The sequence below is a fragment of the Pantoea sp. ANP04 genome (assembly GCF_041982285.1).
Classification (GTDB): Bacteria; Pseudomonadota; Gammaproteobacteria; order Enterobacterales; family Enterobacteriaceae; genus Pantoea; species Pantoea eucalypti.
The window spans coordinates 262433-282670 of record NZ_JAUTYS010000002.1; the positions used below are offsets into that span (position 1 = coordinate 262433).

Here is a 20238-nt window from a genome sequence, read left to right on the forward strand (position 1 = left end):
GGTCAGTTCCCATCTTCACGTGTCGTGCGAGGCGCAATAAAAGGCCGTTCGTCATCAGTGATGATCTGATCGTCCAGCCCTTTCACCATGACATGACGCAGTACGCCGCTGAATGCGCGCTCAAGGTTTGCGGCAGTAAAGGTGGTCCGGGTCGGGCCGCTGGCCAGAACAGTGCCTTTAACCATGACGGTGTAATCGCAGAACTCGGTAACGGACCCCAGATTATGTGTGGAAACCAGCATGGTCTTGCCTTCATCGCGCAACTCACCCAGCAGACTGATGATTCTGGCCTCTGTCTGAACGTCCACGCCGGTAAACGGCTCATCCAGCAGGATAACGCTGCCCTGCTGGGCAATGGCGCGTGCCAGGAATACCCTTTTCTTTTGCCCGCCAGAAAGCTCACCGATCTGACGATGGCGGTAGTCAAGCATATCGACCCGCGCCAGCGCCTCGCTGACAATCTGCTGGTCGTGCGGTTTAGGCCGGCGTAGCAGGCCCATATGACCGTAGCGCCCCATCATGACGACATCCTCAACCAGCACCGGAAAAGACCAATCCACGTCTTCCGACTGTGGCACATAGGCTACAAGACTTTTGCGCAGTGCCTGGCGCGTCGGCATACCCAGCACCGAGATGCTGCCGCTGGCAAGCCGGACAAAACCCATCAGCGCTTTAAACAACGTTGACTTACCTGAGCCATTCACGCCTACCAATGCCGCAATCGATCCGCCGGGTACGCGGAAACTGGCGCCATGCAATGCGGTGTGACCGTTACGATAGGTCACGGTGACATCAGAAACCACGATGGTATCGGTCATTTTGCTCTCTCCCCCGCTTTAATGCCCTTGACCAGTGTCTCTGTGGTGACGCTAAGCAGATCAAGATAAGTCGGCACCGGTCCCTGAGCGGTGCTCAGTGAGTCAACGTAGAGCACGCCACCGTAATACGCACCGGTTTCCCTGGCGACCTGTCGGGCGGGCTTATCCGATACCGTGCTTTCGCTGAACACCGCCGGAATTGCATTTTTTTTCACCTGATCAATGACGTTTCTTACCTGTTGCGGCGTGCCTTGCTGGTCAGCATTAACAGGCCAGAGATAGAGTTCTTTCATACCCAGATCACGTGCCAGATAGGAAAAAGCGCCTTCGCTGGTGACCATCCAGCGCTTATCCGCTGGAATCCCGGCAATCTGTTGCCGTAATGGATCCAGCGCTGCGGTGATTTTTTGCTTATAGGCTGCTGCGTTCTGACGATAGATATCCCCATTAGCGGGGTCATATTTCATCAGTGCGTCGCGAATGTTATCGACATAGATCAGTGCATTGTCCGGGGACATCCACGCGTGAGGATTTGGTTTTCCGTTGTAGGGCCCCTCGCTAATTCCCATTGGTTTTACACCAGCAGAGACCACGACTTCCGGAACACCATCCAGATGCTGGTAGAAGCGCTGAAACCAGCGTTCGAGATTCAGCCCATTTGCCATGATGAGCTGCGCACCCTGGGCACGCTTAATATCGCCGGGCGTAGGCTGATATTCATGTATCTCAGCACCCGGTTTAGTAATGGAAGTGACTTCAGCCGCCTCGCCCGCCACGTTTTTCGCCATGTCAGCAATGACCGTAAACGTTGTCACAACCTTAAATTTTTCTGCTGCATTACAACTGGCAGCCGTCACCAGAGTCAGCAAAGCACTCAGTAACAAGGTGGCTATTGGTTTTATTGTCGTCATCAGAGCGGTCTCCAGAGTTGATTAAGAAAAGAGCATAATTAGCATAGGCTATTCTTTATAGCACAGGCTATACCGTTGATGTAGCGCGTGGATGTGAAGTTTCTTCAGTTGTGAAGCCTGAATGTCAATTTCTGTAAGAAGTTGCTTTATTTTATTGATATACAATAATTTTTTTATTTCATGAACGCGTGCACAGCGAATTTATCTGGCGACTCTCTGCTTTTTCACGCCAGCAAAAATAAATGCAGAAGCGATTAACGTGTCAGGATAAAAGCAATCACCCTGCGCATTTAACAGAGGCAGGTGTATTAGCGAATTGCACAGGCATGACACATGCAACCCTCAACGATTAAAATAATATTATTGATAGGTAGAATTGATTAAGTTTCGTGAATTTTTTTGCTACAGTTAATGTTACTTACCGCAATCACACAGGAGGATATTTTGTATTTTTCCAGCGACGAAAAAGCGAATGTCATCATTGGCGAAGCTGCAATGAACCTGTTTAATGCCGGTCAGGAAGTGAACGTTGAACTTTTGATTAATGAGCTAAAAGTGATGGCTGGATCTGAAGTTAATGATAATCGTCTTGAGCAGATACAGCATGCGCGTCAATGGCTGATGGGGTTCAAAACTATCGGTTCCCGCAGCACCAGCCCCGCGAACTGGTTATCAACAACATTTGGTAAAGAACCTGCTGACCCGCTCTCCGCGGATGACATTTTCCTGAAGCATTAACCTTACCCACGCCTGTTTACCGACCTGCCTGTACAGGTCGGAGCACTTTAGCAGTGAAAACCGTACAGGTATTTGGTACAATTTTCCCCTCACCACACACTCTCTTAACTAATTGATTTAAATAAATAAGCACTTTTTGCACAAAAAAACTCACCTCAAAAACCCAAAATTCTGTACAAGAATTCTAAAGATGTATAACTTGCACAACCTGTGTGCGATACATTTTAACCACCTGAGGACACCCACATGCGCCAGAACGGACAAGCCCCTGAAGCAATTAGCGATATTGCCCATTACTTCAATCAGGCTAACTCCCCTTCGCAACAGGAGACGCTGGGCTCAGTTGTTGTGGAAATTCTGCGTGCAGGGCATAGCCTGAGTCGTAAAGCGATTTGCAGTAAACTGTTGCGACGCCTTGAACTTGCCGCAACACCTGAAGAAGAGCGTCATCTGCACGAGCTCATTGCATTGCTTTTCCGTCGTGAAAGCTAATGCAAACACGGATTGATAGTCGCCAGTGATAGTCATTACAGTTTTTCAGGATGCCCGATTTAGTCACGCCGCCAGGATGGTTTACCCTAGTTAAAAAGCCCAGTACTGCTTTCCCGTATCAGGTGCATCTCTTCGCACCTGCAGAGAGATACGGACCCGCAGCATGGCCATTGATTCGCAATCAGAGAAGCCAGTATGTACAGAAGTGAAGATGAGAAACTGACAGATGTCATGATAGGTGAAGCCGTCCTGACATTGCTCAAGTCAGACAAATCGGTATCCAGTAATGCCCTGATAGAACAGCTTGAACTCATGGCTGCGGATGCTGATGACAGTGAAAAAGTAACCGTTATTCGTAAAGCCATCACTGAAGTCCGTAATGGCATGGTTGCTGCGCGCAAACGCGTTAAGGGTGACAGCGCTGAGCGTGATAATAAGTCACATCGCATGAACAGCGATGGCCCGCCCGATGGTTCGAAAAAACACTGATTGAAGGGTTAGATACCTGAATTACGCGGCTAGTTTAACCGAAGCGGCAGCCTGAAAAAGAAATGTTTTACGGCTGGTTGGGCAAAACGAAAACAGCGTCTACACTCGTTTTGACAATTCACATTGCTTCTGACTAATTTTCTTCAGAGAATGAAAAATCATGCAACACTCTTCATCAGATTCAACCATCATTGATTATTTTCGTAGCGAAGGCGATTTACTTGCTCCCGAAACAGAACTGCTGGGCGGTGTCATTCGTGACATTGTGGCCGACCAGGGGCGCGTAACGAATAAAGCGATTATCCTTTATTTGATTGCTGAACTTGAATGCACCTCCGATGTGGTCAGAATGGATGTGCTGCGTAAAACGCTGGAAATCGTTGTTGGCCGAACACCTGACGATACCGGCTTCTGATTCTCTGACCTGCGGTAACGCAGGTCAGGTTAACTGCTTGTCGAACCGCTAATTCTCATTCATTTCCCTGCGTCATTCTCCTTCTCCCTTCTCACGATTTTATTTCCCATAATCGACCTGTAAAAAGAGTGCGTCCAGTGATGTTGCAGGAACTTCATATTAATGATTACCGTTAAACCTATTTCCTGAAGAAAATAAGCTTTCCGAAAATAATAACGATAACAGAGCAGATTACCGCTTCAGTAATTAAACCCTTGCCATTTTCTCTGGCCAGCAATCTCAATAGCCTTTTTGATTTATATTTTTCAGAAGGTGAGAAAGCGTTTTATATGATCCTGAAGATCAAAACCAGGGGCAGCCATAATCATCAGAAAACGGATTTCGGGCACCTTATTCTCGCTGAAGTGAATCGATGCCGGTGAATGAACAGGACAGGCGTCAGGGATGGCGCCAAAAACCGGCGCCATCAACCTCAATGCATCTTGCGGGTGAAAAAGGCTATCGCTTCCTGACACAGTGATTTAAGCCTGCTGTCACGGGTTTCTTCGCTCAGTCTGAACAGAGCGTCCGTAATATCGTGAAAATGAACTGGCTCTCCCGCCTTGATCAAATCACTAACTACCGCGCCAACCAGCGCACGGATTTCATTATCGTTGTCGTACTTCACACGACCTCCCGACAGTGTATGCATATACAGTCTATCACTAGCAGGAGGTAAAAAACAAAAAAGTGGTTTTTGTAAAAATATAAGCGAAGCGGCAAAGAGGTTACTATTTATACACTCACGGGATATTATCTTGCTTTATATTTGCCCGCTGTAACCCTTAACTTATAAATTGCTAAAATGGGGTTATCATCGCCGTAATCTAATTTCACTGTGACTGACCTTAACCAAAGCGCCCTATCCCGAAAACAGAAGCCCGGCAGAATCTGATTATAAAAAATGTTCTCTCGAATCGCCGCAGGCTTGAGGGTCTGGAATATCCTGAACTGCGATTGTCAAATCACCATCCGAAAACAGCCCGCAGTGTGATAAAACTACTTTCATTCGCCGGCATCCCGAGTAGCACATGGCTAAATTTACCCTGAAACAGATTGCTGCCCAGTCGGGACTTAGCCTCGCAACCCTTGACCGTGCTCTCCATCAGCGCGGTAACGTTCATGCCCGAACGCTGCACCGAATTCAACAGGCAATAGCGGACCTGGAGTTGATGCAAAAGGCGGGGCTGGCAAAAGGCAGAACACTCTTTTTCGACGTGATCATGCATACGCCTGATCGCTTTCAGCCACTGATACGAGAAGCGCTCAGCAGTCAGATCGCCAGCTTTGCTGCCTTTAAAATTCAGCTGCGCTTCCACTTTGGTGCGAATCTTACGGCACAAGCGATTAACGCGCTGCTGAATAAAAAAGCGCTTTACAGCCACGGTGTCATTCTGAAAGCGGCCTGCTCTGGCGAGCTTAATCCCACTATTGAATTGATGCTGAAGCAGCGTATTCCGGTAGTCACCATGATGAGTGACTTACCCGACAGCGCGCGTCTGCGTTACATCGGCATGGACAACTTTGATGCTGGCAAGGTGGCAGCTTTTCTGATGTCAAAATGGTTGCGAGTCAGTCGCTCGCATATCGTGGCAGTGACCGGCAGTCACGATTTCATTGGTGAACAGGAAAGAATTCTGGGTTTTCAGCGAGCGATGCAACAGTTTGCGCCTCAGCATCAGGTGAGCGTGCTGGCTGGCGGGTATGGTATTGATGACAGGATGCATCAGTCAGTAACGGCGTTTTTGCGGAGCCATGCGGACGCGGATGCCGTTTACACCGTGGGCGGCGGCAATCCCGGCATACTGCGCGCGTTTGAAGAACAGAAGCGCCCTGTAAATGCGTTTATCGGTCACGATCTCGATCAGGAAAATTGCGACCTGCTTCAGGCAGGTAAAATTGATGCGCTGATTGAGCATAATTTACAGCTCGATGCGCTGCACGCCTTCCGAACCCTGCTGGCCTTTCATGGCTTTATACCCGAAACCGAACCGCCTGCACCCTACTCAAAAATCAATATTATCACCCGATATAACATGACAACCTGACATCTGCTCTGGCTATTAATAACGTCTGCTTATAGCCACATACGTGCTGAACAGGGTAATCAGGCACCGGCCAGGCGGTTACACTTAAGCTTTCCCTTAATAGCAGGAGTCAGTTATGAAAATTATTGCCAACGGATCGCAGCCTTCACGGAAAGGACCTGCAGAATATTTTACCGGCAGCGTTCGTATTGATGCCCCTTTCCAGGCAACCGAACCGGCCCGTGTGGGCGGTGCGACGGTGACCTTTGAGCCGGGCGCCCGCACTGCATGGCATACTCATCCACTGGGGCAGACCCTGATTATCACGCATGGACAAGGCTGGATTCAGTGTGAAGGTGAAGATATTCAGGTGATGAACGCCGGAGATATCGTCTGGATCCCGGAATATGTGAAGCACTGGCATGGCGCAACGCCGGTCAATGCCATGACGCATATTGCTATCGCCGAGTCACTGAATGGCTCGCCGGTTGACTGGCTGGAGCAGGTCAGCGACCAGCAATACCAGCGCGACTAAACATAGCCGCTCACCCTGTTCAGAGCCTGACGTGATCGATTAGCGCCCTCATCTTGGGGGCCAGATTTTTGCGGCTGGGGAAATAAAGATAGAACCCGGCAAAACCGGGCAACCATTCATCCAGGATAGTAATGAGTTCGCCACGCGCGATGTAAGGCTGGAAAGTCTCTTCCATGCCAAAGCTGATGCCGCCTCCGGCGCAGGCGGTGCGAATCATCACCCCCATGTCGTTGGTGGTGAGCTGCGGATTGACGGCAACATCAAAATTACGCCCCTGCTCAGCGAACTCCCAACGATAAGGGGCTAATCCTGGGCCTTTTCGCCAGCCTATGCAGCGATGATTGACCAGTTCCTCGGGGTGTTGTGGTGTGCCTTCACGCGCGAGATAAGTGGGTGATGCCACCGCAACCTGACGTTGTGCGGTGGAGACAGGCACGGCAATCATATCCTGAGCAATCACCTCCCCCAGTCGTACACCCGCGTCATAGCCCTGCCCGACAATATCGAACTCCTCATCAGTAACGGTGATATCCAGCTCAACCTGCGGGTAAGCGGTGATAAAGCTCGCCAGCAGCTCTCCTCCCAGCATCCGCTCCGCAATTGATGAGATCGCCAGCCGAAGCTGACCGCGCGGCTCCGTGGCCAGTTCGGTGAGATCAGTGACGGCACGGTTAAGCTGGTTGATCGCCGGAGCCACCTCGGCATAGAGCCGTTGGCCAGCTTCGGTCAGCTGAACCGAACGCGTGGTGCGTTGCATCAGCGTGATATTAAGCCTGTCTTCCAGCCGTCGCAGACTCTGACTGATTGCCGGACGCGTGACGCCAAACTTTTCTGCTGCGAGTCGAAAATTTCGGGTCTGCGCCACAATCACAAAGACTTCGAGAGCATTTTTATCGGCATTCATAGGTTAGATTGCGTTACCAGAGTGTGAAGTGTTTGGTGGATTATCTTTATAATCCAGCCACCGTATGATCGCCAGTGACAACCTTACTGGAGAAATACGATGACTCAGAAAGTGATTTTAATTACCGGCGCTTCAAGCGGTATCGGTGCCGGCATCGCACGAGAACTGGCGAAAACGAATGCGATTCTGTTGCTGGGTGCACGACGTGAAAACCGTCTGGCCGCGCTGGCTGAAGAGCTAAGGTTCAATGGTGCTGAGGTGGCGATCAAAGCGCTTGATGTGACACGCCGTGAAGACGTTACGCAGTTTGTTGATTATGCACTGGAGAAATGGGGCCGCATTGATGTGATGATCAATAACGCCGGTATTATGCCTCTCTCACCGATTGCGGCGCTGAAGGTGGAAGAGTGGGATCAGATGATCGATGTGAACATCAAAGGGGTGCTGTATGGCATCGCGGCGGTGCTGCCGACCATGTTGACCCAACAGTGGGGTCACATCATCAATATTGCTTCAATTGGTGCTCTGGCGGTGTCACCCACTGCGGCGGTCTACTGCGCCACTAAGTTTGCGGTACGGGCGATTTCCGATGGTTTACGGCAGGAGAACAGCCAGCTGCGGGTGACCTGTGTTCATCCCGGCGTGGTCGAGAGTGAGCTGGCATCAACGATTACCGATCCAGAAGCCGCTGAGGCGATGCGACACTATCGCGCTATCGCGTTGCAGCCGGACGCCATTGGTCGCGCCGTGCGCTATGCCATTGAGCAGCCTGAAGAGGTAGATGTGAATGAAATTGTGGTGCGGCCAACCCGAACCCAGCATTAAGCCATTGGCCCGATGCGCTGAGTGCATCGGGCCGTATTATCAGTAAAGGCTTCGACGGGTACGCTGGACAGTAACGGCGATCGCCGTTAAGGCCACCAGCATCAGAAAGATCCCCAGACCCACCATTGCATTAAAGCCATAAGCTTTGAACAGCAGCAGACCGGCGATACAACCGCTCAGGAAGGAGAACACCGTCGTCAGATGGGTATGCAGCACCTTCTGGAAGAATCGACGGTCGTCGGTTTCGAGATGCACCGCGTGTGACGTATGAGCAAAAATCCAGGAACCCAGTGCAATACCGGCATCAGTCAGCGTGCCGGTAATGTGAGTCGATCTGACGCGGCCATTGGAAAGCTGCGTCGAGGTGGCATTATGAATCCCCATTAAAAAGCCCAGCATCACCAGCACTTCCCCGTTAAAACTTGGCCGGTAGAACACGATCTCAAAGAACGATGCCGCTGTCAGTGCTGCCCCTTCCGCCAGAATAATCAAACAGAAAATGGTGCGTAACTTATGTCTGATACCTACCACCACTGCCAGCCGGGCGACGGTACAGCCCAGCACAAAGGCCACAATCAGTGCCATTAAAAATAGCATGGTGTGCAGGTCGCTGGTCGTTACCTCCTGGGAGATCTGCGAGGTGTTGCCAGTCATATGTGACGGGAAAAATCCAAAGGCGCCCAGCGCCATGGCATTAAGGATACCGGCAGTGGTGGCCAGCACCAGCGCCAGTAAGCGGTCTTCGGTATGCGAACGAACTTTCTTCTTTTTTATCAGCACAGGCTTCCCCACATCAGGTGAATGCAAAAAACGTTCTAATACGGTTTCAAGCATACAACCTGATAAAAATTATTCCCGTCAGAACCAGATAACTCTGAAGAAATAAGCCATTAATTTTGCTGATTTTTATAAAGCAGATTCAGTTTACTTTTAAAAGTGTCAACGACGCGATGATTCACCAGTTGATGACCACAAAAGAGGCAGATAGCAAACTCAGTCAACGATAAAGAGCTTCGCGCCGGTGGAGGTAAACGAACGATGCGGTTCAGCATCATCTGCTACCTGATAACTGACGCCCGGTGTCAGTACGAAACGGCGTCCATCGGACAGTTCTGTGTGAAGCTCGCCCGCCATACAGAGTAAAATATGGCCCTTGGTGCACCAGTGATCGGCCACATAGCCCGGCGAATAATCGACCATGCGAACCCGGATATCGTTAAACGTCACAGTTCGCCATCTCGCCTCTCCCTGGTCGCCGGGATGAACCGTCTCTTCAACCTGATCCCATTCCGTCAGCCCAAACGGCAAATTATCTATTTTCATGCGATGTCCCTGAGACTGCGTTGAAGATGAGCGTTAAGAGAGAGCCTGGAAAACGGCCTCTTCGGCATGGATGAGCGTGGTATCAAATAGCGGCACGCTGGCATCGGTAGCGTCAACCAGCAAGGTAATTTCGGTGCAGCCCAGAATAATGGCCTCGGCCCCTTGTGCCACCAGCTGCTGCATGATCTCCCTGTAACGACGACGCGAGGCGGGATTGATTTCACCCAGGCAAAGCTCATGGTAAATCACCTCGTGCACAAACAGGCGATCCGCTTCATCAGGCGTGATCACTTCAAGACCGAACTGCTCATGCAGTCGCCCGCGATAGAAATCCTGTTCCATGGTGAATCGCGTTGCCAGTAACCCGACCTTATGCACGCCAGCCTGCTGAATACGCCGTCCGGTGGCGTCAGCAATATGCAGTAGCGGGATGTCTGTGGCGGCGCTGATTTGCGCGGCCACTTTATGCATGGTGTTGGTACAGAGTACGATGAATTGCGCACCCGCCCTTTCCAGATTACGTGCTGCATCAGCCAGTATCTCGCCCGCCTGCTGCCACTCGCCCGCAGCCTGAAGTTGCTCGATATGCTGGAAATCAACACTATAAAGTACCAGCTCCGCCGAGTGCAGACCGCCCAGCCGCTGTTTAACCTGCTGATTGAGTATGCGGTAATAGAGTGCAGTTGACTCCCATGACATACCGCCTAACAAACCAATAACTTTCATGCTGCACTCCTGATTCAACGTTTTACTCTCAGCATGCCAGATTGCCATTGTTCGGCAACGGATTTAATCAGGCTGAGCTGTTCTGCGGCCTGAATCGCCGGGCAATCAGCATTAACACCACCACGCCAGCACTCATGATCACCCAGGCCTGCGTCAGTGATGCACCAATGTCGCGCACCCAGCCGGCCACCAGCGGCATCAGTGCTGCAATCAGGTATCCGCCACCCTGAACGCGTGACAGCAGAATGCCTGCCTCTCTGGCGTTGCGCGCATGATCCAGTGTGACAATCAGTGACAGCGGAAAGAGTGCGCCGATTCCTGTACCCAGCAGCAACACAGAGAGTACCGGCATCGTGTTCGGGTAGAACACCAGACTCAGCAGCCCCGCCAGTAACAATGTCAGCACGCCAAGCAGCAAAGGACGGCGGTCGGAAAAGCGATGTAACGTCGCTGAGACAATAAATCCTGCCACCACTTCGGTTAAGGTCAGCGCGGCGAGCAGATATCCGCTATGACGCGCACTCCAGCCCAGCTGTATATAGAATGGCGGCAGCCAGGCCAGTACCAGCGTGTAGGCCCCGGTGCCAATGCCAAAAAAGAGCATCAGTAGCAGTGTGCGCCGCACAGGCAGTATCGCTTCATCAACCGCTACACTCACCGGCGACGACCGCCTGACCGAGGACAGCCACATCAGCAGCGTCACCAGCGCTAATCCTCCGGAGAGTGCCAGCGCGGGTTGCAGGCCCAGCAGGGTAAAAAGCGGCTCAGCACTCGCCGCAGTCAGTGCCGCACCCGCCATAATGCCTGTGCTGAACAGCGCCATCAGCGTCGCCGCGGCTGCTGTAAAGCGTTGCCGAATCAGGGCAGGCATCAGCGCCTGAATGACACCAATTCCTGCGCCACCCGCCAGCGCAGTGAGCATCAGCTGAGCAGAGGTCAGGTTAACCCCGCGCCACAGACAGGCCGCCGTCAGAAGAAGCAAACCCGAGGCGATGCACATCACCGGCCCAATACGGACGATCAGCCACGGCCCGGAAAGTGCCGCCAGACCCATCATCGCCACCGGCAACGTGGTCAGAAGACTGAACGAGGTAGCTGACAGTCCAGCCTGCTGTTGCAACACCGGAAACAGCGGGCCGATAATAGCCAGCATCGGACGCAGGTTCAGCCCGATAAGAAAGACGATCACAGCAAACAGAATGGGGAAGAGATTATTTTTCATCGTTGACACTCTGACAGAGGATTGACGATGACAGCATTGGGCTGCCACCATTTATCTTAACGTTAAGATAAATATCCCGCCTTGTTAAGAGGTGCAGCACAACCCGACAACATAACCCCAGCATTTACAGGTGATTTATGCATGACCATATTGATTTCGTTGTCAGCCAATGGGACAACGCGATGCCTGATCTTGATGCTTCTTCCATGCGCATCTTCGGCAGAGTGTTGCGTCTGATGAAACATCTGGCGAAAGCGCGCAGTCAGGCACTGGAGCCGTTTAGTTTTCAGGAGGGGGAGTTTGATGTACTGGCAACGCTGCGGCGGGCGGGCTCGCCTTATCGCCTGTCGCCCACGCAACTTTATCAGGCGCTGCTGGTAACCTCCGGCGCGATGACAAATCGGCTGAACCGGCTGGAACAGCAGCATCTGATTGAACGTGTGGCTGCACCGGATGATAAGCGCAGCATGCTGGTTGGGCTGACCCCGCACGGGCAGCAGCAGATTGAGGATGCACTTCGTGTCCACACCGCCACGCAGGCGGCGGTGCTGGCGCCGCTGGACGCATCAGAGCGTGCCGAACTGGAGAGGCTGCTGAAAACGCTGCTGCTGGCGTTTCCCGGCGAAGCTATCACTACAGACGAGCGTTTTTAGCGCTGCAGTTCGGCCACCGTCATGGTGAAAATAACCGGCTGCTGATCGGCACTGGCATAAGAATGCGGCATATCTGTACGCGCCACCGCCGCACACCCCTGTTGCACGACCATTGTCTGCTCACCCACGGTTAATGCCAGTTTGCCCTGTTCAACGTGCAGCAGTTCAAGCGTGCCCGACGAGTGACCCGTGGAGCTGAAAACCTCGCCCGCAAACATTTTCCAGCGCCATAGCTCGATCATATCAGGTCCGCGTGTCCCCGCCAGCAGCTGCGCAGTTCCGCCCTGCTCACCCTGCCACAGCACGGGCATTTCGCTGTTCTCAATCAGCCATGCGTCAGGTGCATGCGAGACATTGACGATATCCGCCACCGAGACACCCAGTGCGGCAGCCACTTTGCAGAGGATGGCAATGCTGGGATTGGCGGCGCCTTTTTCAATTTCAACCAGCATCCCTTTACTGATCCCTGCACGATGGGATAACGCATCCAGTGAGAGTTTCTGGCTTTTACGCCATCTTTTGATGCTCTCTGAGACAGCCTGATTAACACTGGCAACATCAGCGCCCGCATCGGTCGTTATATTGACTTTTTTGGTCATCGGTCATTACTATGGAATAAATTAGTCAATGAGAGAGTATCCGATGTTATCTGTTCATCCGTCAATCGATCCCGCGGTTCTCGCGCTCGCCCCCGGCTTTCGTGCCATGAGCATTGTGGTAGACGCTACGCCGATAACACGACCTGAGGTCGCCAGCGAAGCATTGAAGAGTGCCTGCCAGCAGGTGTTGCAGGAGGATGTGGCCTGGGCAGATGCGCATCTGGCAGCCTGGGCCGAGGTTTTCAAAGCCTTTGGTGCTAAAGCGAAACGCACACCCTGTTCTGCTGAAGCATTGCGCAAGCGCGTGCTGCGGGATGGCGCATTGCCTGCTATCGATCCGGTTGTCGATCTCTACAATGCCATCAGCATTCGCTACGCCCTGCCAGTTGGAGGCGAAAATATTGCGGCTTATATTGGTGCGCCACGTCTGGTGATTGCTGACGGCAGTGAACGGTTCGATACCGTCAAAGAGGGCGAGGTGGTTGATGAGTCACCAGAACCCGGCGAAGTGATCTGGCGAGACGATCAGGGCGTAACCTGCCGCCGCTGGAACTGGCGTCAGGGTGTGCGGACCAGACTGGATGCCAGTGCACGCCAGATGTGGTTTATCCTGGAAAGTCTTCCGGCTATGCCGCTCATTGCGCTGCAACAGGCCAGTGACGATCTGATCTCGGGATTAGAGCAGATGATGCCAGGGGCACAGGTCAGTGCAACGCTGATCGACGCGCCAGCCATCTGAACATTGCCCCAACACCGGTGATGCAGGGTTAACGTTGGCCAGAATCTGTGGCAGGATACGCGCCCTGCGTCTGGCCATACCCGGCTGACTGAACTGCATACAACCGGTGACTCTAATGGCTAAAGTAAAATATAGTCTCCCGCTGCTGCTGATCCTGGCTCTGGCTGGCTGGTGGTTGATCCCGCACGACAGTGAGGAGGATAAAGCGTATTACGTCGCGGTATTCTGCGCGATCGATCATCACAGTGCGCAGCCGCTTGATACGCAGATGCGCAACGTGATAGAAGGCGGCAATTCTGACTATGCGTTGCAAAAAATAACTTACAAGTCAGCGCTGGGCGACCGTGTGATTGGCCGCTGGCAGCAACTGACGACGGATGATCAACAGCGCGCCGCCCAGGATAATGCAGCCTGCCAGCAACTGCTGACACGCTGATTTCCGGCGGAGGTGTTTATCTGATGAGGCAAATTATTTCGCGCGGGCCATTATTATGGCCGCGCCCGTCCTGGCATATCCTTCAACACCAGAGATCACCGCAGATCTTTTATCTACGGTTGTTGGCAAGATTACATTAAAAAATCGTGTTAAACGATATCGATGGCGCTGAAAACCGTATCAATATGGCGGCATACAGTTTCACCCATAAACCGGTTGTGGCCGCGCTAGTAGGCGCGAAAAATCGCGGTGTAACTAAGCGGGTAATTGTCATTCTACGACTGAGTAGCCTTAACGCCATCGTGCACAATAAATTCATGGGGGTTGACGATAACACTGTCCAGACGAGTTCTTTTCACTACACCTCTTCAGCAAAAAAACTAATGCCGGAGTGCGCTGATTATCAGAGGTAACTTATTCATGAATAAGCAATATGAGAATGAATTTGCACGATTGTCGTCAGACTGCCCACGGGCCTCCAGAAAAAGGCCCCTTCTGAAGTAAAACCGGCTGAAAACGTTTCAGGTAATGAGCCTGTAAAACGCACACGGCGGCCATCGATGAGCCTGCTGGGGCTTCTGCACCTGTTGTGGGAACAGTCTGGTATCAATGTCTGGCACCCTGCTTTCGATAAAAAGAAACGCACTCCTGGCTGGGTGAGCTGGCGCCTGCAGCAGACGGCTGCCCGTATTCGTATTGGTCGCGTGCCACTGGATGAATCCCTGCTGCTCATGGCCATGAAAGATACGCCTCAGGTTAGCGTTAACCGGGAACACCTGAGGGAAGCTGAAAAGAACATAAGGTGACTAATCGTCATTTCTGTGCTGGCTGGCTGGAGTGAAGCCGGTGAAGCACGGCTGAAGACTATGCTGCCGCTGGGGCTGTTTTCTGGCTTTCCTGATCTGGTTCTGCCTGAAGCCGTTCGTCACCGCCTGGAGCGGAGCTTCAGCCGCGAGCTGGGTGACTGGCGCCGGGGAATGAAAGTCGTGGTTATCGCTGAAACGGAGCCGCCTGAAACGTCGTTCAGAAAAGTAGACGGGCGTAACCGACCGTCAAGCTGCAGTACCGTGCTCGATGTGGCGCTGATGACGGTCAGTCCACGCTTCATTCCGCTCGATTCAGGCTATGAGGCGGCTGTCGAAGACAAACTGTGGAAGGAAAAACGTGCCTTCATCAAGCCTCTGCGCTACGACGGAGAGGAAGACGTATTCCCGGACTTCGTTCTGAAGGACGTGAAAGGCGTGGATGCGCTGCCGATGGAAGTTTTCGGAATGAATACCCCCGAATATCTGCAACGTAAACAGGAAAAAACTGCTTATTATGATGTGGAATACGGTCAGGGCCATTGGTGGTACTGGGAGGCAGCAGGCAGAATGGAAATGCCACTATTCCCGGCTGTCTGAAAGTTCTGGCGGGAGTGAGAAGTGAAGGTGATTAGCAGGTCACCTTCACTGAGAAGATTTAAACAAACCTCAGGACCATATGAGACCCCTGAGTTTTTTTGACTGCTTCATCGATATATTGCTGACGAACGGCATCAGTTACGGGTTCACTTTCGTAGGGGGGTTCAAATTGTTTCATAGTGCTTGTTTCAGCCACGAAACCACCCACGACCATTTCACCTTCTGCCCTGATTTTTTTTCCGTCTATATCGAGCATCACATATGAACTGGTGCCTGTAATTTTCATATCAGTTATCCCTTACAAAAATGACTTTTTCCGTCTGCGATACCGGATCGATTGTAGTGATTTTCGTGACGTTATCATTGCCCATCAGGCGCGGTAACTCAACGTTTTCCCATATATTACCTTCACGCAGCGACTGTCCCACTACGGCCCTGACTTCTCCTGATACCTGTTTAGCATAAGACGCGGAGACGTCCTCCCAGGCCTTGATGCTCTGGGGGTTATCGAAATCCCATTCAGGCATTTTAATATTTTTATCTTTGATTGTGGATTCGAGCGTAACTCCGCCCCGGGACTTGGCTATGCCCTCTGCCACATCAGGGCCGCCGACACCTTCAGTGCGCCCTGACCAGAAAAAGGCACTGTCCGGATCGGTCGCCAGCTGAGGTTCTATTTCTTTCAGGTTGATGAGGCTCTTAGGCGTGTTTCGCCAGGTATTAAAGGCTGCGCCTCCTTTTGCGCCGGCAAGGCCGCCTGCAAACGCACCGCCCAGCGCAAGCCACTTCTGACCGTCAGAGCCATCTCCCCATAGTTTCCCGCCTATATAAGCACCACCATAGCCTCCACCCAGTCCTCCCGCAAAACCAAGCAGGGCTATCGCCGGCCCAGCCAGGACAGCTGTGGCAGCAGGGCCCACGCCCAGCAGCACTCTGTCAACCCAGTCCGGAATTTCCGGACTGATTGCGTCAGTCTGCTCTTTACTGCCACCAATAAAGACGTTGGGTGAACCGTCGCTGATCATACCGCTGCATGCCAGGCGATCTCCCGTCCGGGCAGCAGGCAGTCCGTTGATGTACACGCGTGAAGACCCTTCTGCCACGCGCTGCAGGGCCGGACCGTGTTCATCACAGTCACCCACAGACATATGCGACATCACCGCCGGCCTTCCATTAATGAACACATTCGATGAACCGGTGACCAGATGGCCGGTTTCGTGGTGGGGTGCCCATGACATGCTGCCCAGAACTTCTCCCAGCCCGCCACCACCTGCAGCACCGGCGACCGTTGCCGCCAGGACGATAGTTATAAGCCTGACGGCAGAGCTTATCGTTTTTCGCGCCACCACTGCGTGGTCCCCGCAGATAAAAAACATTGCCGGACTGAAGCTGACCTAAACAATCACCCAGAGAAAAGATGAAAGGGGTTATTATTCGATTGTCGACCCTGCTAGCAATTGCTGACGCACTGAGCAATAGCGGGCGTTATTATCTGTTTGTGAAAATAGTGAAGGAGGAAATATGACCCAGCCAGAACGCAAAAATTACGCAGAACTGGGCGAAGTAAAAGCACCTTATGTGCATGCCGTTAAGCATGGCAACACGCTTTATGTTTCAGGGCTGACTGCGGCTGGCACACCCGCTCAGCAGGGCGATATGGCTGAACAGGCAGAAGCTATTTTTGATCAGCTCAGGCATATTACCGCCGCAGAGCATACCTCGCTTGCCGCATTGCTCAAGGTCACAATATTTATCACTTCTTTCACTGAGATCACCGCGCTGAGGGAAGTACTTTATCGTAATTATGGTGGACATCTGCCTGCCAGTTCGCTGGTTCAGGTCAGCGGCCTTTTCTCCGCTGACCTGCGCATTGAGATCGAGGCCATTTTTGCCCTCTGAGTAACAGGCATCAGGCACCCGAGTTTTACAGCTGAAGATCAGCAGCAGCGGAACCCCGCGCCAGGTAACCGATGCGGTAGACCTCCTGTGGGTCTGCGGAACGCTGCTGTGACGCGTCAATGCTTAATCCCTGCCAGCGGGTCACATCCCAGGCACTTAATCCTGCCGTCAGTGGAAGTGTAATCAGGTCCGAATGCCGGGGGATCGTCCAGCGATTCAGCGTCATAAACCGGGCGTCGGCCAGATTCGGAAGATGGTTCTGTCCTTCCAGTGCCAGCCAGCTTTCGATGATCGGCCAGCCAAAATCTCTGACCAGCGTCGCGAAGCCAGGACTTTGCAGGAAACGCTGCATACCACTCGCCTCCCGCCAGAAATAGATGGGGGCATAACGGTTTTCATTCAGTCCGCCATCATCACGGCAGGCCCAGAGATACGCCTTCGCCACCAGCCCCGGAAAGCCATCCAGCCGGGCACCGTTTAGCCTGATGCGCTGTTCAATGATGCCCATATCGTAGTCCGCAGGCAGGGTAAAACGGTAGTGCATGATGATCATAACGCCTCCTGTGCCAGCATCCGGCCACCGCTGAAGCTCCACTCTTCGGTGCTGTTGAACTGAATAATGATCATGACATCATCGGGATCGATCGCCATTTCCACCTGCAGCGCCGCACAAAGGGCATGATAAAACCGTTGCTTCTGATCCCGGGATCGCGGTCGGCCTGCTGTCACCTGAAACAGCACGAAATTGTCGCTGCGCCCGCCACTGAGATAGTGAATATCAAATACCCGCTGACAGGCTGGCAACATCTCAATCACCTGAAAGCAATCATGCTCAGGCACGTCAAACTCCGTCACCAGTGCTTTCTGGAGTAATGTTGAAATCGTATTCAGTGCCGCATCGCTGTAGCCCTGACGCAACGTGATTCGGGTGAATGGCATCAGCAGTTATCCTCCAGATAGCCCAGCGCGGTGACGGCGGCGGGCCAGCCAGCGTAAAACGCCAGATGTGTAAAGCTCTCCACCAGCTCATCCTGTGTCAGCCCGTTCTGACGGGCAAAATCGATATGCCACGGCAGCTGCTGAACGCGCCCCATCGCGGTTAACGTTGCCAGCGTCAGCAGGCTGCGCTCACGTGGTGACAACAGATGACGTTGCCAGATATCACCAAACAGCAGCTGCTGTGTCAGTTCGGCCAGTTTTGGCGCGCGTTGCGCCAGTGTTTCCCGATCCAGTGAATTTTTCATTGCACACTCCTCAGTGGTCAGAGAGAGTGTTATTCATAGTCTCAATCCTGAAAATCAAATTAATCAGCATTTACCATCCGCGTTTACAGGACGATAATGAATAAACTACCAGAGTCACTGGATATGGATGCGCTGCGCAGTTTCGTTGCTGGAATAGATGCTGGCAGCTTCGCGCTGGCAGCACAGCATCTCTGTCGATCAACGTCGGCTGTCAGTGCGCAACTCAAGAAACTGGAGCAGCAATGCGGCACGGCACTGGTGCTGAAAAAAGGGCGGCATCTCCAACTGACACGAAGTGGTGAACAGCTTATGAGTTACGCCAGACGGCTGCTGTCACTGAACGATGAGGCATTGCGGGCGGTGAAGGGCGAGGCGTTACAGGGTGAAATACGTATTGGCATGCAGGAGGATTTTGGCGAGGCGTTGATGCCTGCCATTCTCGGCGCATTTAATCGCCAGCATCCGGAAGTGAGGCTGACCGCTCGCGTCGACAGAAATCAGCCGCTACACACGGCGCTGGCGCGTCATGAGCTGGATTTGGCGCTGCTCTGGCAGGCGGAGCAGCAGACTGGCACACAGTTGATTGGTCAATGTCCGTTAGCCTGGATTCAGCATCCGGCATTTGATCTGGCAGGGTTTCTGTGGCGCGGCGAAGCGCTGCCGCTGGTGGCATTTGATGCGCCCTGTGTGATGCGAACGCGCGCCACCCAGGCACTGGATAAGGCAGGCATTCCTTGGCGGATCGTGTTCACCAGTCACAGTCTTAGCGGGATCTGGGCGGCAGTTCAGGCCGGGCTGGGTATAACCCTGCGCACCCGTGCAGGTATGCCAGAAAAGCTGGTGACGGAGTCAGACCGGTTGCCACAACCCGGCTATCTGGGAATCGCGCTGGCCCGCTCAGATCAGGGCAACGATTCGGCGCGTATGCTGCTGGAGCATCTCATCACGGAAGCTGCCCTGCCCTTTGTTCAGCGCCAGAGGCCTGACTAAATGCCCGCTGAATCAGCGAAGAACAGTAGGCTGATGAAATATCGCGATCACCGAACAGAATGTGGAACATAACGGGAGCCACGGCCACATCAACCATGCGATCAACATCAAAGCCGGGTTCGCCACGTTCACGTGCGCGGATGTTCAAAGTTTCCAGATGCTGATAGGTGAATCCACAGCACTTCTGGCTGGCTTCTTCAGCATGACTGCCGATCACATCGGCTAGCAGTTCACGACCGACTTTAGACGACATCTCTTCAGCGTATTGCTGGAGGAACAAAGTAAGGTCGCTGATCATCGATCCTGTATCTTCCGGTTCGGCGATTGGCCGCATCCGCGCTACTGCGACATCTGCCAGCAACTGGGCCAGATCACCCCAGCGTCGATAAATTGTAGAGGGCGTTACGCCTGCCTGTTCGGCGATCATCGGAACGGTAATAGCCGAACGGTCAACGGTTTCCAGCAATCGATTGACGGTGTTATGCACCTCTGCCTGAATACGTGCGCTGCGCCCACCCTGACGAATCATTTCCCGTGCCATCTTTCTCCCGCTTTTGTCAGTGATAACGTCACAGTTAAAGCAACAAAATTGCGTTAACGGAAATTGACAGTGTACCGCATCTCAGGCTGAACAGGCGTTAAAGTGTGCTATCAGGCGAGGTCTTATCAGGGCTGAATTTTACTCAGGACTGAACTGACCGGTTCTGTATTGAGATGGGACGATGAATTATCCGATGCTCCTATCCATAAAAGACCGACTGCCATTACCGCTGAAATAAAAATTGTTCGAATATCCATAAATCCTCCCCGG

General features: G+C 52.7%; 29 protein-coding genes and 1 pseudogene. 14 read left to right on the forward strand and 16 right to left on the reverse strand.

What is annotated here, in order from left to right; all coding sequences use genetic code 11:
• Window positions 1–2 precede the first annotated feature (2 nt).
• The gene (locus tag Q7C21_RS03665) at window positions 3–818 is read right to left on the reverse strand and encodes a manganese/iron ABC transporter ATP-binding protein (RefSeq protein WP_008924494.1); all 816 of its coding nucleotides are present in this window, start codon (window positions 816–818) and stop codon (window positions 3–5) included.
• A complete protein-coding gene (locus Q7C21_RS03670; protein ID WP_008924493.1) occupies window positions 815–1729 on the reverse strand; it encodes a metal ABC transporter substrate-binding protein in 915 nt (304 codons plus the stop codon). Before Q7C21_RS03670 ends, Q7C21_RS03665 begins: the two co-directional genes overlap by 4 nt.
• A 399-nt stretch (window positions 1730–2128) precedes the next feature.
• On the opposite strand from Q7C21_RS03670, the gene Q7C21_RS03675 reads away from it, so the two are divergent.
• The 4 genes from Q7C21_RS03675 (at window position 2129) to Q7C21_RS03690 (ending at window position 3863) form a co-directional block, all read left to right on the forward strand.
• The gene (locus Q7C21_RS03675) at window positions 2129–2467 is read left to right on the forward strand and encodes a hypothetical protein (protein ID WP_231001642.1); all 339 of its coding nucleotides are present in this window, start codon (window positions 2129–2131) and stop codon (window positions 2465–2467) included.
• A 246-nt stretch (window positions 2468–2713) separates the two neighbouring features.
• Complete coding sequence (ycgZ, locus tag Q7C21_RS03680; protein ID WP_003848277.1) at window positions 2714–2959, forward strand: regulatory protein YcgZ; 246 nt, start codon at window positions 2714–2716, stop codon at window positions 2957–2959.
• A gap of 195 nt (window positions 2960–3154) precedes the next feature.
• Complete coding sequence (locus tag Q7C21_RS03685; RefSeq protein WP_039661719.1) at window positions 3155–3448, forward strand: hypothetical protein; 294 nt, start codon at window positions 3155–3157, stop codon at window positions 3446–3448.
• A 160-nt stretch (window positions 3449–3608) separates the two neighbouring features.
• Complete coding sequence (locus tag Q7C21_RS03690) at window positions 3609–3863, forward strand: biofilm/acid-resistance regulator YmgB/AriR (RefSeq protein WP_003848273.1); 255 nt, start codon at window positions 3609–3611, stop codon at window positions 3861–3863.
• Window positions 3864–4168: 305 nt separating this feature from the next.
• Here Q7C21_RS03690 and Q7C21_RS03695 read toward each other — a convergent pair whose 3' ends face one another.
• Window positions 4169–4378: a hypothetical protein gene (locus Q7C21_RS03695; protein ID WP_167518482.1), complete on the reverse strand. Its 210-nt coding sequence runs from the start codon at window positions 4376–4378 to the stop codon at window positions 4169–4171.
• Between the two features lie 555 nt (window positions 4379–4933).
• Between Q7C21_RS03695 and Q7C21_RS03700 the strand changes: the two genes are divergently transcribed.
• The gene (locus Q7C21_RS03700; RefSeq protein WP_008924491.1) at window positions 4934–5950 is read left to right on the forward strand and encodes a LacI family DNA-binding transcriptional regulator; all 1017 of its coding nucleotides are present in this window, start codon (window positions 4934–4936) and stop codon (window positions 5948–5950) included.
• A gap of 115 nt (window positions 5951–6065) precedes the next feature.
• A complete protein-coding gene (locus tag Q7C21_RS03705) occupies window positions 6066–6464 on the forward strand; it encodes a cupin domain-containing protein (RefSeq protein WP_312545669.1) in 399 nt (132 codons plus the stop codon).
• Window positions 6465–6483: 19 nt separating this feature from the next.
• Here Q7C21_RS03705 and Q7C21_RS03710 read toward each other — a convergent pair whose 3' ends face one another.
• Window positions 6484–7368, reverse strand: coding sequence for a LysR family transcriptional regulator (locus Q7C21_RS03710; protein WP_375150406.1), 885 nt, complete (start codon window positions 7366–7368; stop codon window positions 6484–6486).
• A 99-nt stretch (window positions 7369–7467) separates the two neighbouring features.
• Between Q7C21_RS03710 and Q7C21_RS03715 the strand changes: the two genes are divergently transcribed.
• A complete protein-coding gene (locus Q7C21_RS03715) occupies window positions 7468–8193 on the forward strand; it encodes an SDR family oxidoreductase (protein ID WP_375150407.1) in 726 nt (241 codons plus the stop codon).
• A 39-nt stretch (window positions 8194–8232) separates the two neighbouring features.
• On the opposite strand, the gene Q7C21_RS03720 is transcribed toward Q7C21_RS03715, so the two are convergent.
• From Q7C21_RS03720 to Q7C21_RS03735, 4 genes are all read right to left on the reverse strand, one after another.
• Complete coding sequence (locus Q7C21_RS03720; protein WP_008924487.1) at window positions 8233–9027, reverse strand: YoaK family protein; 795 nt, start codon at window positions 9025–9027, stop codon at window positions 8233–8235.
• 159 nt (window positions 9028–9186) lie between these two features.
• The gene (locus Q7C21_RS03725) at window positions 9187–9516 is read right to left on the reverse strand and encodes a DHCW motif cupin fold protein (protein WP_105099602.1); all 330 of its coding nucleotides are present in this window, start codon (window positions 9514–9516) and stop codon (window positions 9187–9189) included.
• 33 nt (window positions 9517–9549) lie between these two features.
• Window positions 9550–10242, reverse strand: coding sequence for an aspartate/glutamate racemase family protein (locus tag Q7C21_RS03730; protein WP_375150408.1), 693 nt, complete (start codon window positions 10240–10242; stop codon window positions 9550–9552).
• 67 nt (window positions 10243–10309) lie between these two features.
• Window positions 10310–11464 (reverse strand): MFS transporter, encoded by a 1155-nt coding sequence (locus tag Q7C21_RS03735; RefSeq protein WP_375150409.1) that lies wholly within the window; start codon window positions 11462–11464, stop codon window positions 10310–10312.
• Between the two features lie 137 nt (window positions 11465–11601).
• Between Q7C21_RS03735 and Q7C21_RS03740 the strand changes: the two genes are divergently transcribed.
• Window positions 11602–12117, forward strand: coding sequence for a MarR family winged helix-turn-helix transcriptional regulator (locus tag Q7C21_RS03740; RefSeq protein ID WP_033761321.1), 516 nt, complete (start codon window positions 11602–11604; stop codon window positions 12115–12117).
• On the opposite strand, the gene Q7C21_RS03745 is transcribed toward Q7C21_RS03740, so the two are convergent.
• Complete coding sequence (locus Q7C21_RS03745; protein ID WP_033761318.1) at window positions 12114–12716, reverse strand: XRE family transcriptional regulator; 603 nt, start codon at window positions 12714–12716, stop codon at window positions 12114–12116. The two genes, Q7C21_RS03740 and Q7C21_RS03745, sit on opposite strands and share 4 nt — an antisense overlap.
• Window positions 12717–12759: 43 nt before the next feature.
• Here Q7C21_RS03745 and Q7C21_RS03750 point away from each other — a divergent pair, with 43 nt between their 5' ends.
• From Q7C21_RS03750 to Q7C21_RS03765, 4 genes are all read left to right on the forward strand, one after another.
• A complete protein-coding gene (locus Q7C21_RS03750; protein ID WP_033761316.1) occupies window positions 12760–13455 on the forward strand; it encodes a B3/4 domain-containing protein in 696 nt (231 codons plus the stop codon).
• 115 nt (window positions 13456–13570) lie between these two features.
• Complete coding sequence (locus tag Q7C21_RS03755) at window positions 13571–13891, forward strand: hypothetical protein (RefSeq protein ID WP_312041121.1); 321 nt, start codon at window positions 13571–13573, stop codon at window positions 13889–13891.
• A 464-nt stretch (window positions 13892–14355) separates the two neighbouring features.
• Window positions 14356–14697 (forward strand): DUF1173 family protein, encoded by a 342-nt coding sequence (locus tag Q7C21_RS03760; RefSeq protein WP_375150474.1) that lies wholly within the window; start codon window positions 14356–14358, stop codon window positions 14695–14697.
• Window positions 14698–14757: 60 nt separating this feature from the next.
• The gene (locus Q7C21_RS03765; protein ID WP_375150410.1) at window positions 14758–15294 is read left to right on the forward strand and encodes a DUF1173 family protein; all 537 of its coding nucleotides are present in this window, start codon (window positions 14758–14760) and stop codon (window positions 15292–15294) included.
• Between the two features lie 58 nt (window positions 15295–15352).
• Here Q7C21_RS03765 and Q7C21_RS03770 read toward each other — a convergent pair whose 3' ends face one another.
• The 3 genes and pseudogenes from Q7C21_RS03770 to Q7C21_RS03780 form a co-directional block, all read right to left on the reverse strand.
• Entirely contained in the window at window positions 15353–15580 is a 228-nt protein-coding gene (locus Q7C21_RS03770) for an Imm74 family immunity protein (RefSeq protein WP_312544435.1), read from the reverse strand.
• Between the two features lies 1 nt (window position 15581).
• The gene (locus Q7C21_RS03775) at window positions 15582–16319 is read right to left on the reverse strand and encodes a hypothetical protein (RefSeq protein WP_375150480.1); all 738 of its coding nucleotides are present in this window, start codon (window positions 16317–16319) and stop codon (window positions 15582–15584) included.
• 54 nt (window positions 16320–16373) lie between these two features.
• Window positions 16374–16670 (reverse strand): annotated as a pseudogene (locus tag Q7C21_RS03780) (hypothetical protein); the annotation flags it as partial.
• A 145-nt stretch (window positions 16671–16815) separates the two neighbouring features.
• Here Q7C21_RS03780 and Q7C21_RS03785 point away from each other — a divergent pair.
• Window positions 16816–17193, forward strand: a complete 378-nt coding sequence (locus Q7C21_RS03785) for a RidA family protein (RefSeq protein ID WP_192377964.1) — start codon at window positions 16816–16818, stop codon at window positions 17191–17193.
• Window positions 17194–17218: 25 nt separating this feature from the next.
• On the opposite strand, the gene Q7C21_RS03790 is transcribed toward Q7C21_RS03785, so the two are convergent.
• Genes Q7C21_RS03790 through Q7C21_RS03800 form a run of 3 tightly spaced genes read right to left on the reverse strand, consistent with a single transcriptional unit; the run spans window position 17219 to window position 18437 of the window.
• A complete protein-coding gene (locus Q7C21_RS03790) occupies window positions 17219–17746 on the reverse strand; it encodes a DUF4865 family protein (protein WP_312544430.1) in 528 nt (175 codons plus the stop codon).
• Window positions 17743–18132 carry a tautomerase family protein gene (locus tag Q7C21_RS03795; RefSeq protein WP_003848242.1) on the reverse strand — a complete coding sequence of 130 codons (390 nt, stop codon included), beginning with the start codon at window positions 18130–18132 and terminating at the stop codon, window positions 17743–17745. The genes Q7C21_RS03790 and Q7C21_RS03795 overlap by 4 nt, the downstream gene beginning before the upstream one ends.
• A complete protein-coding gene (locus Q7C21_RS03800; RefSeq protein ID WP_039661740.1) occupies window positions 18132–18437 on the reverse strand; it encodes a carboxymuconolactone decarboxylase family protein in 306 nt (101 codons plus the stop codon). Before Q7C21_RS03800 ends, Q7C21_RS03795 begins: the two co-directional genes overlap by 1 nt.
• A 96-nt stretch (window positions 18438–18533) precedes the next feature.
• Here Q7C21_RS03800 and Q7C21_RS03805 point away from each other — a divergent pair, with 96 nt between their 5' ends.
• Entirely contained in the window at window positions 18534–19427 is an 894-nt protein-coding gene (locus Q7C21_RS03805) for a LysR substrate-binding domain-containing protein (RefSeq protein WP_312544429.1), read from the forward strand.
• Here the strand turns inward: Q7C21_RS03805 and Q7C21_RS03810 are convergent.
• On the reverse strand, window positions 19381–19968 hold the full coding sequence (locus Q7C21_RS03810) for a TetR/AcrR family transcriptional regulator (RefSeq protein ID WP_187513378.1): 588 nt from the start codon (window positions 19966–19968) through the stop codon (window positions 19381–19383). The two genes, Q7C21_RS03805 and Q7C21_RS03810, sit on opposite strands and share 47 nt — an antisense overlap.
• Window positions 19969–20238 lie beyond the last annotated feature (270 nt).

Bases quoted from the DNA above. Each gene is read 5' to 3' on its own strand.
- Q7C21_RS03720 (WP_008924487.1), bottom strand. From the start codon at position 9,027: ATGCTTGAAACCGTATTAGAACGTTTTTTGCATTCACCTGATGTGGGG.
- Q7C21_RS03785 (WP_192377964.1), top strand. From the start codon at position 16,816: ATGACCCAGCCAGAACGCAAAAATTACGCAGAACTGGGCGAAGTAAAA.
- Q7C21_RS03770 (WP_312544435.1), bottom strand. From the start codon at position 15,580: ATGAAAATTACAGGCACCAGTTCATATGTGATGCTCGATATAGACGGA.
- Q7C21_RS03800 (WP_039661740.1), bottom strand. From the start codon at position 18,437: ATGAAAAATTCACTGGATCGGGAAACACTGGCGCAACGCGCGCCAAAA.
- Q7C21_RS03705 (WP_312545669.1), top strand. From the start codon at position 6,066: ATGAAAATTATTGCCAACGGATCGCAGCCTTCACGGAAAGGACCTGCA.
- Q7C21_RS03690 (WP_003848273.1), top strand. From the start codon at position 3,609: ATGCAACACTCTTCATCAGATTCAACCATCATTGATTATTTTCGTAGC.
- Q7C21_RS03735 (WP_375150409.1), bottom strand. From the start codon at position 11,464: ATGAAAAATAATCTCTTCCCCATTCTGTTTGCTGTGATCGTCTTTCTT.
- Q7C21_RS03810 (WP_187513378.1), bottom strand. From the start codon at position 19,968: ATGGCACGGGAAATGATTCGTCAGGGTGGGCGCAGCGCACGTATTCAG.
- Q7C21_RS03795 (WP_003848242.1), bottom strand. From the start codon at position 18,132: ATGCCATTCACCCGAATCACGTTGCGTCAGGGCTACAGCGATGCGGCA.
- Q7C21_RS03805 (WP_312544429.1), top strand. From the start codon at position 18,534: ATGAATAAACTACCAGAGTCACTGGATATGGATGCGCTGCGCAGTTTC.
- ycgZ (WP_003848277.1), top strand. From the start codon at position 2,714: ATGCGCCAGAACGGACAAGCCCCTGAAGCAATTAGCGATATTGCCCAT.
- Q7C21_RS03685 (WP_039661719.1), top strand. From the start codon at position 3,155: ATGTACAGAAGTGAAGATGAGAAACTGACAGATGTCATGATAGGTGAA.
- Q7C21_RS03755 (WP_312041121.1), top strand. From the start codon at position 13,571: ATGGCTAAAGTAAAATATAGTCTCCCGCTGCTGCTGATCCTGGCTCTG.
- Q7C21_RS03700 (WP_008924491.1), top strand. From the start codon at position 4,934: ATGGCTAAATTTACCCTGAAACAGATTGCTGCCCAGTCGGGACTTAGC.
- Q7C21_RS03750 (WP_033761316.1), top strand. From the start codon at position 12,760: ATGTTATCTGTTCATCCGTCAATCGATCCCGCGGTTCTCGCGCTCGCC.
- Q7C21_RS03765 (WP_375150410.1), top strand. From the start codon at position 14,758: ATGCTGCCGCTGGGGCTGTTTTCTGGCTTTCCTGATCTGGTTCTGCCT.
- Q7C21_RS03730 (WP_375150408.1), bottom strand. From the start codon at position 10,242: ATGAAAGTTATTGGTTTGTTAGGCGGTATGTCATGGGAGTCAACTGCA.
- Q7C21_RS03740 (WP_033761321.1), top strand. From the start codon at position 11,602: ATGCATGACCATATTGATTTCGTTGTCAGCCAATGGGACAACGCGATG.
- Q7C21_RS03715 (WP_375150407.1), top strand. From the start codon at position 7,468: ATGACTCAGAAAGTGATTTTAATTACCGGCGCTTCAAGCGGTATCGGT.
- Q7C21_RS03665 (WP_008924494.1), bottom strand. From the start codon at position 818: ATGACCGATACCATCGTGGTTTCTGATGTCACCGTGACCTATCGTAAC.
- Q7C21_RS03670 (WP_008924493.1), bottom strand. From the start codon at position 1,729: ATGACGACAATAAAACCAATAGCCACCTTGTTACTGAGTGCTTTGCTG.
- Q7C21_RS03790 (WP_312544430.1), bottom strand. From the start codon at position 17,746: ATGATCATCATGCACTACCGTTTTACCCTGCCTGCGGACTACGATATG.
- Q7C21_RS03725 (WP_105099602.1), bottom strand. From the start codon at position 9,516: ATGAAAATAGATAATTTGCCGTTTGGGCTGACGGAATGGGATCAGGTT.
- Q7C21_RS03775 (WP_375150480.1), bottom strand. From the start codon at position 16,319: ATGATCAGCGACGGTTCACCCAACGTCTTTATTGGTGGCAGTAAAGAG.
- Q7C21_RS03745 (WP_033761318.1), bottom strand. From the start codon at position 12,716: ATGACCAAAAAAGTCAATATAACGACCGATGCGGGCGCTGATGTTGCC.
- Q7C21_RS03710 (WP_375150406.1), bottom strand. From the start codon at position 7,368: ATGAATGCCGATAAAAATGCTCTCGAAGTCTTTGTGATTGTGGCGCAG.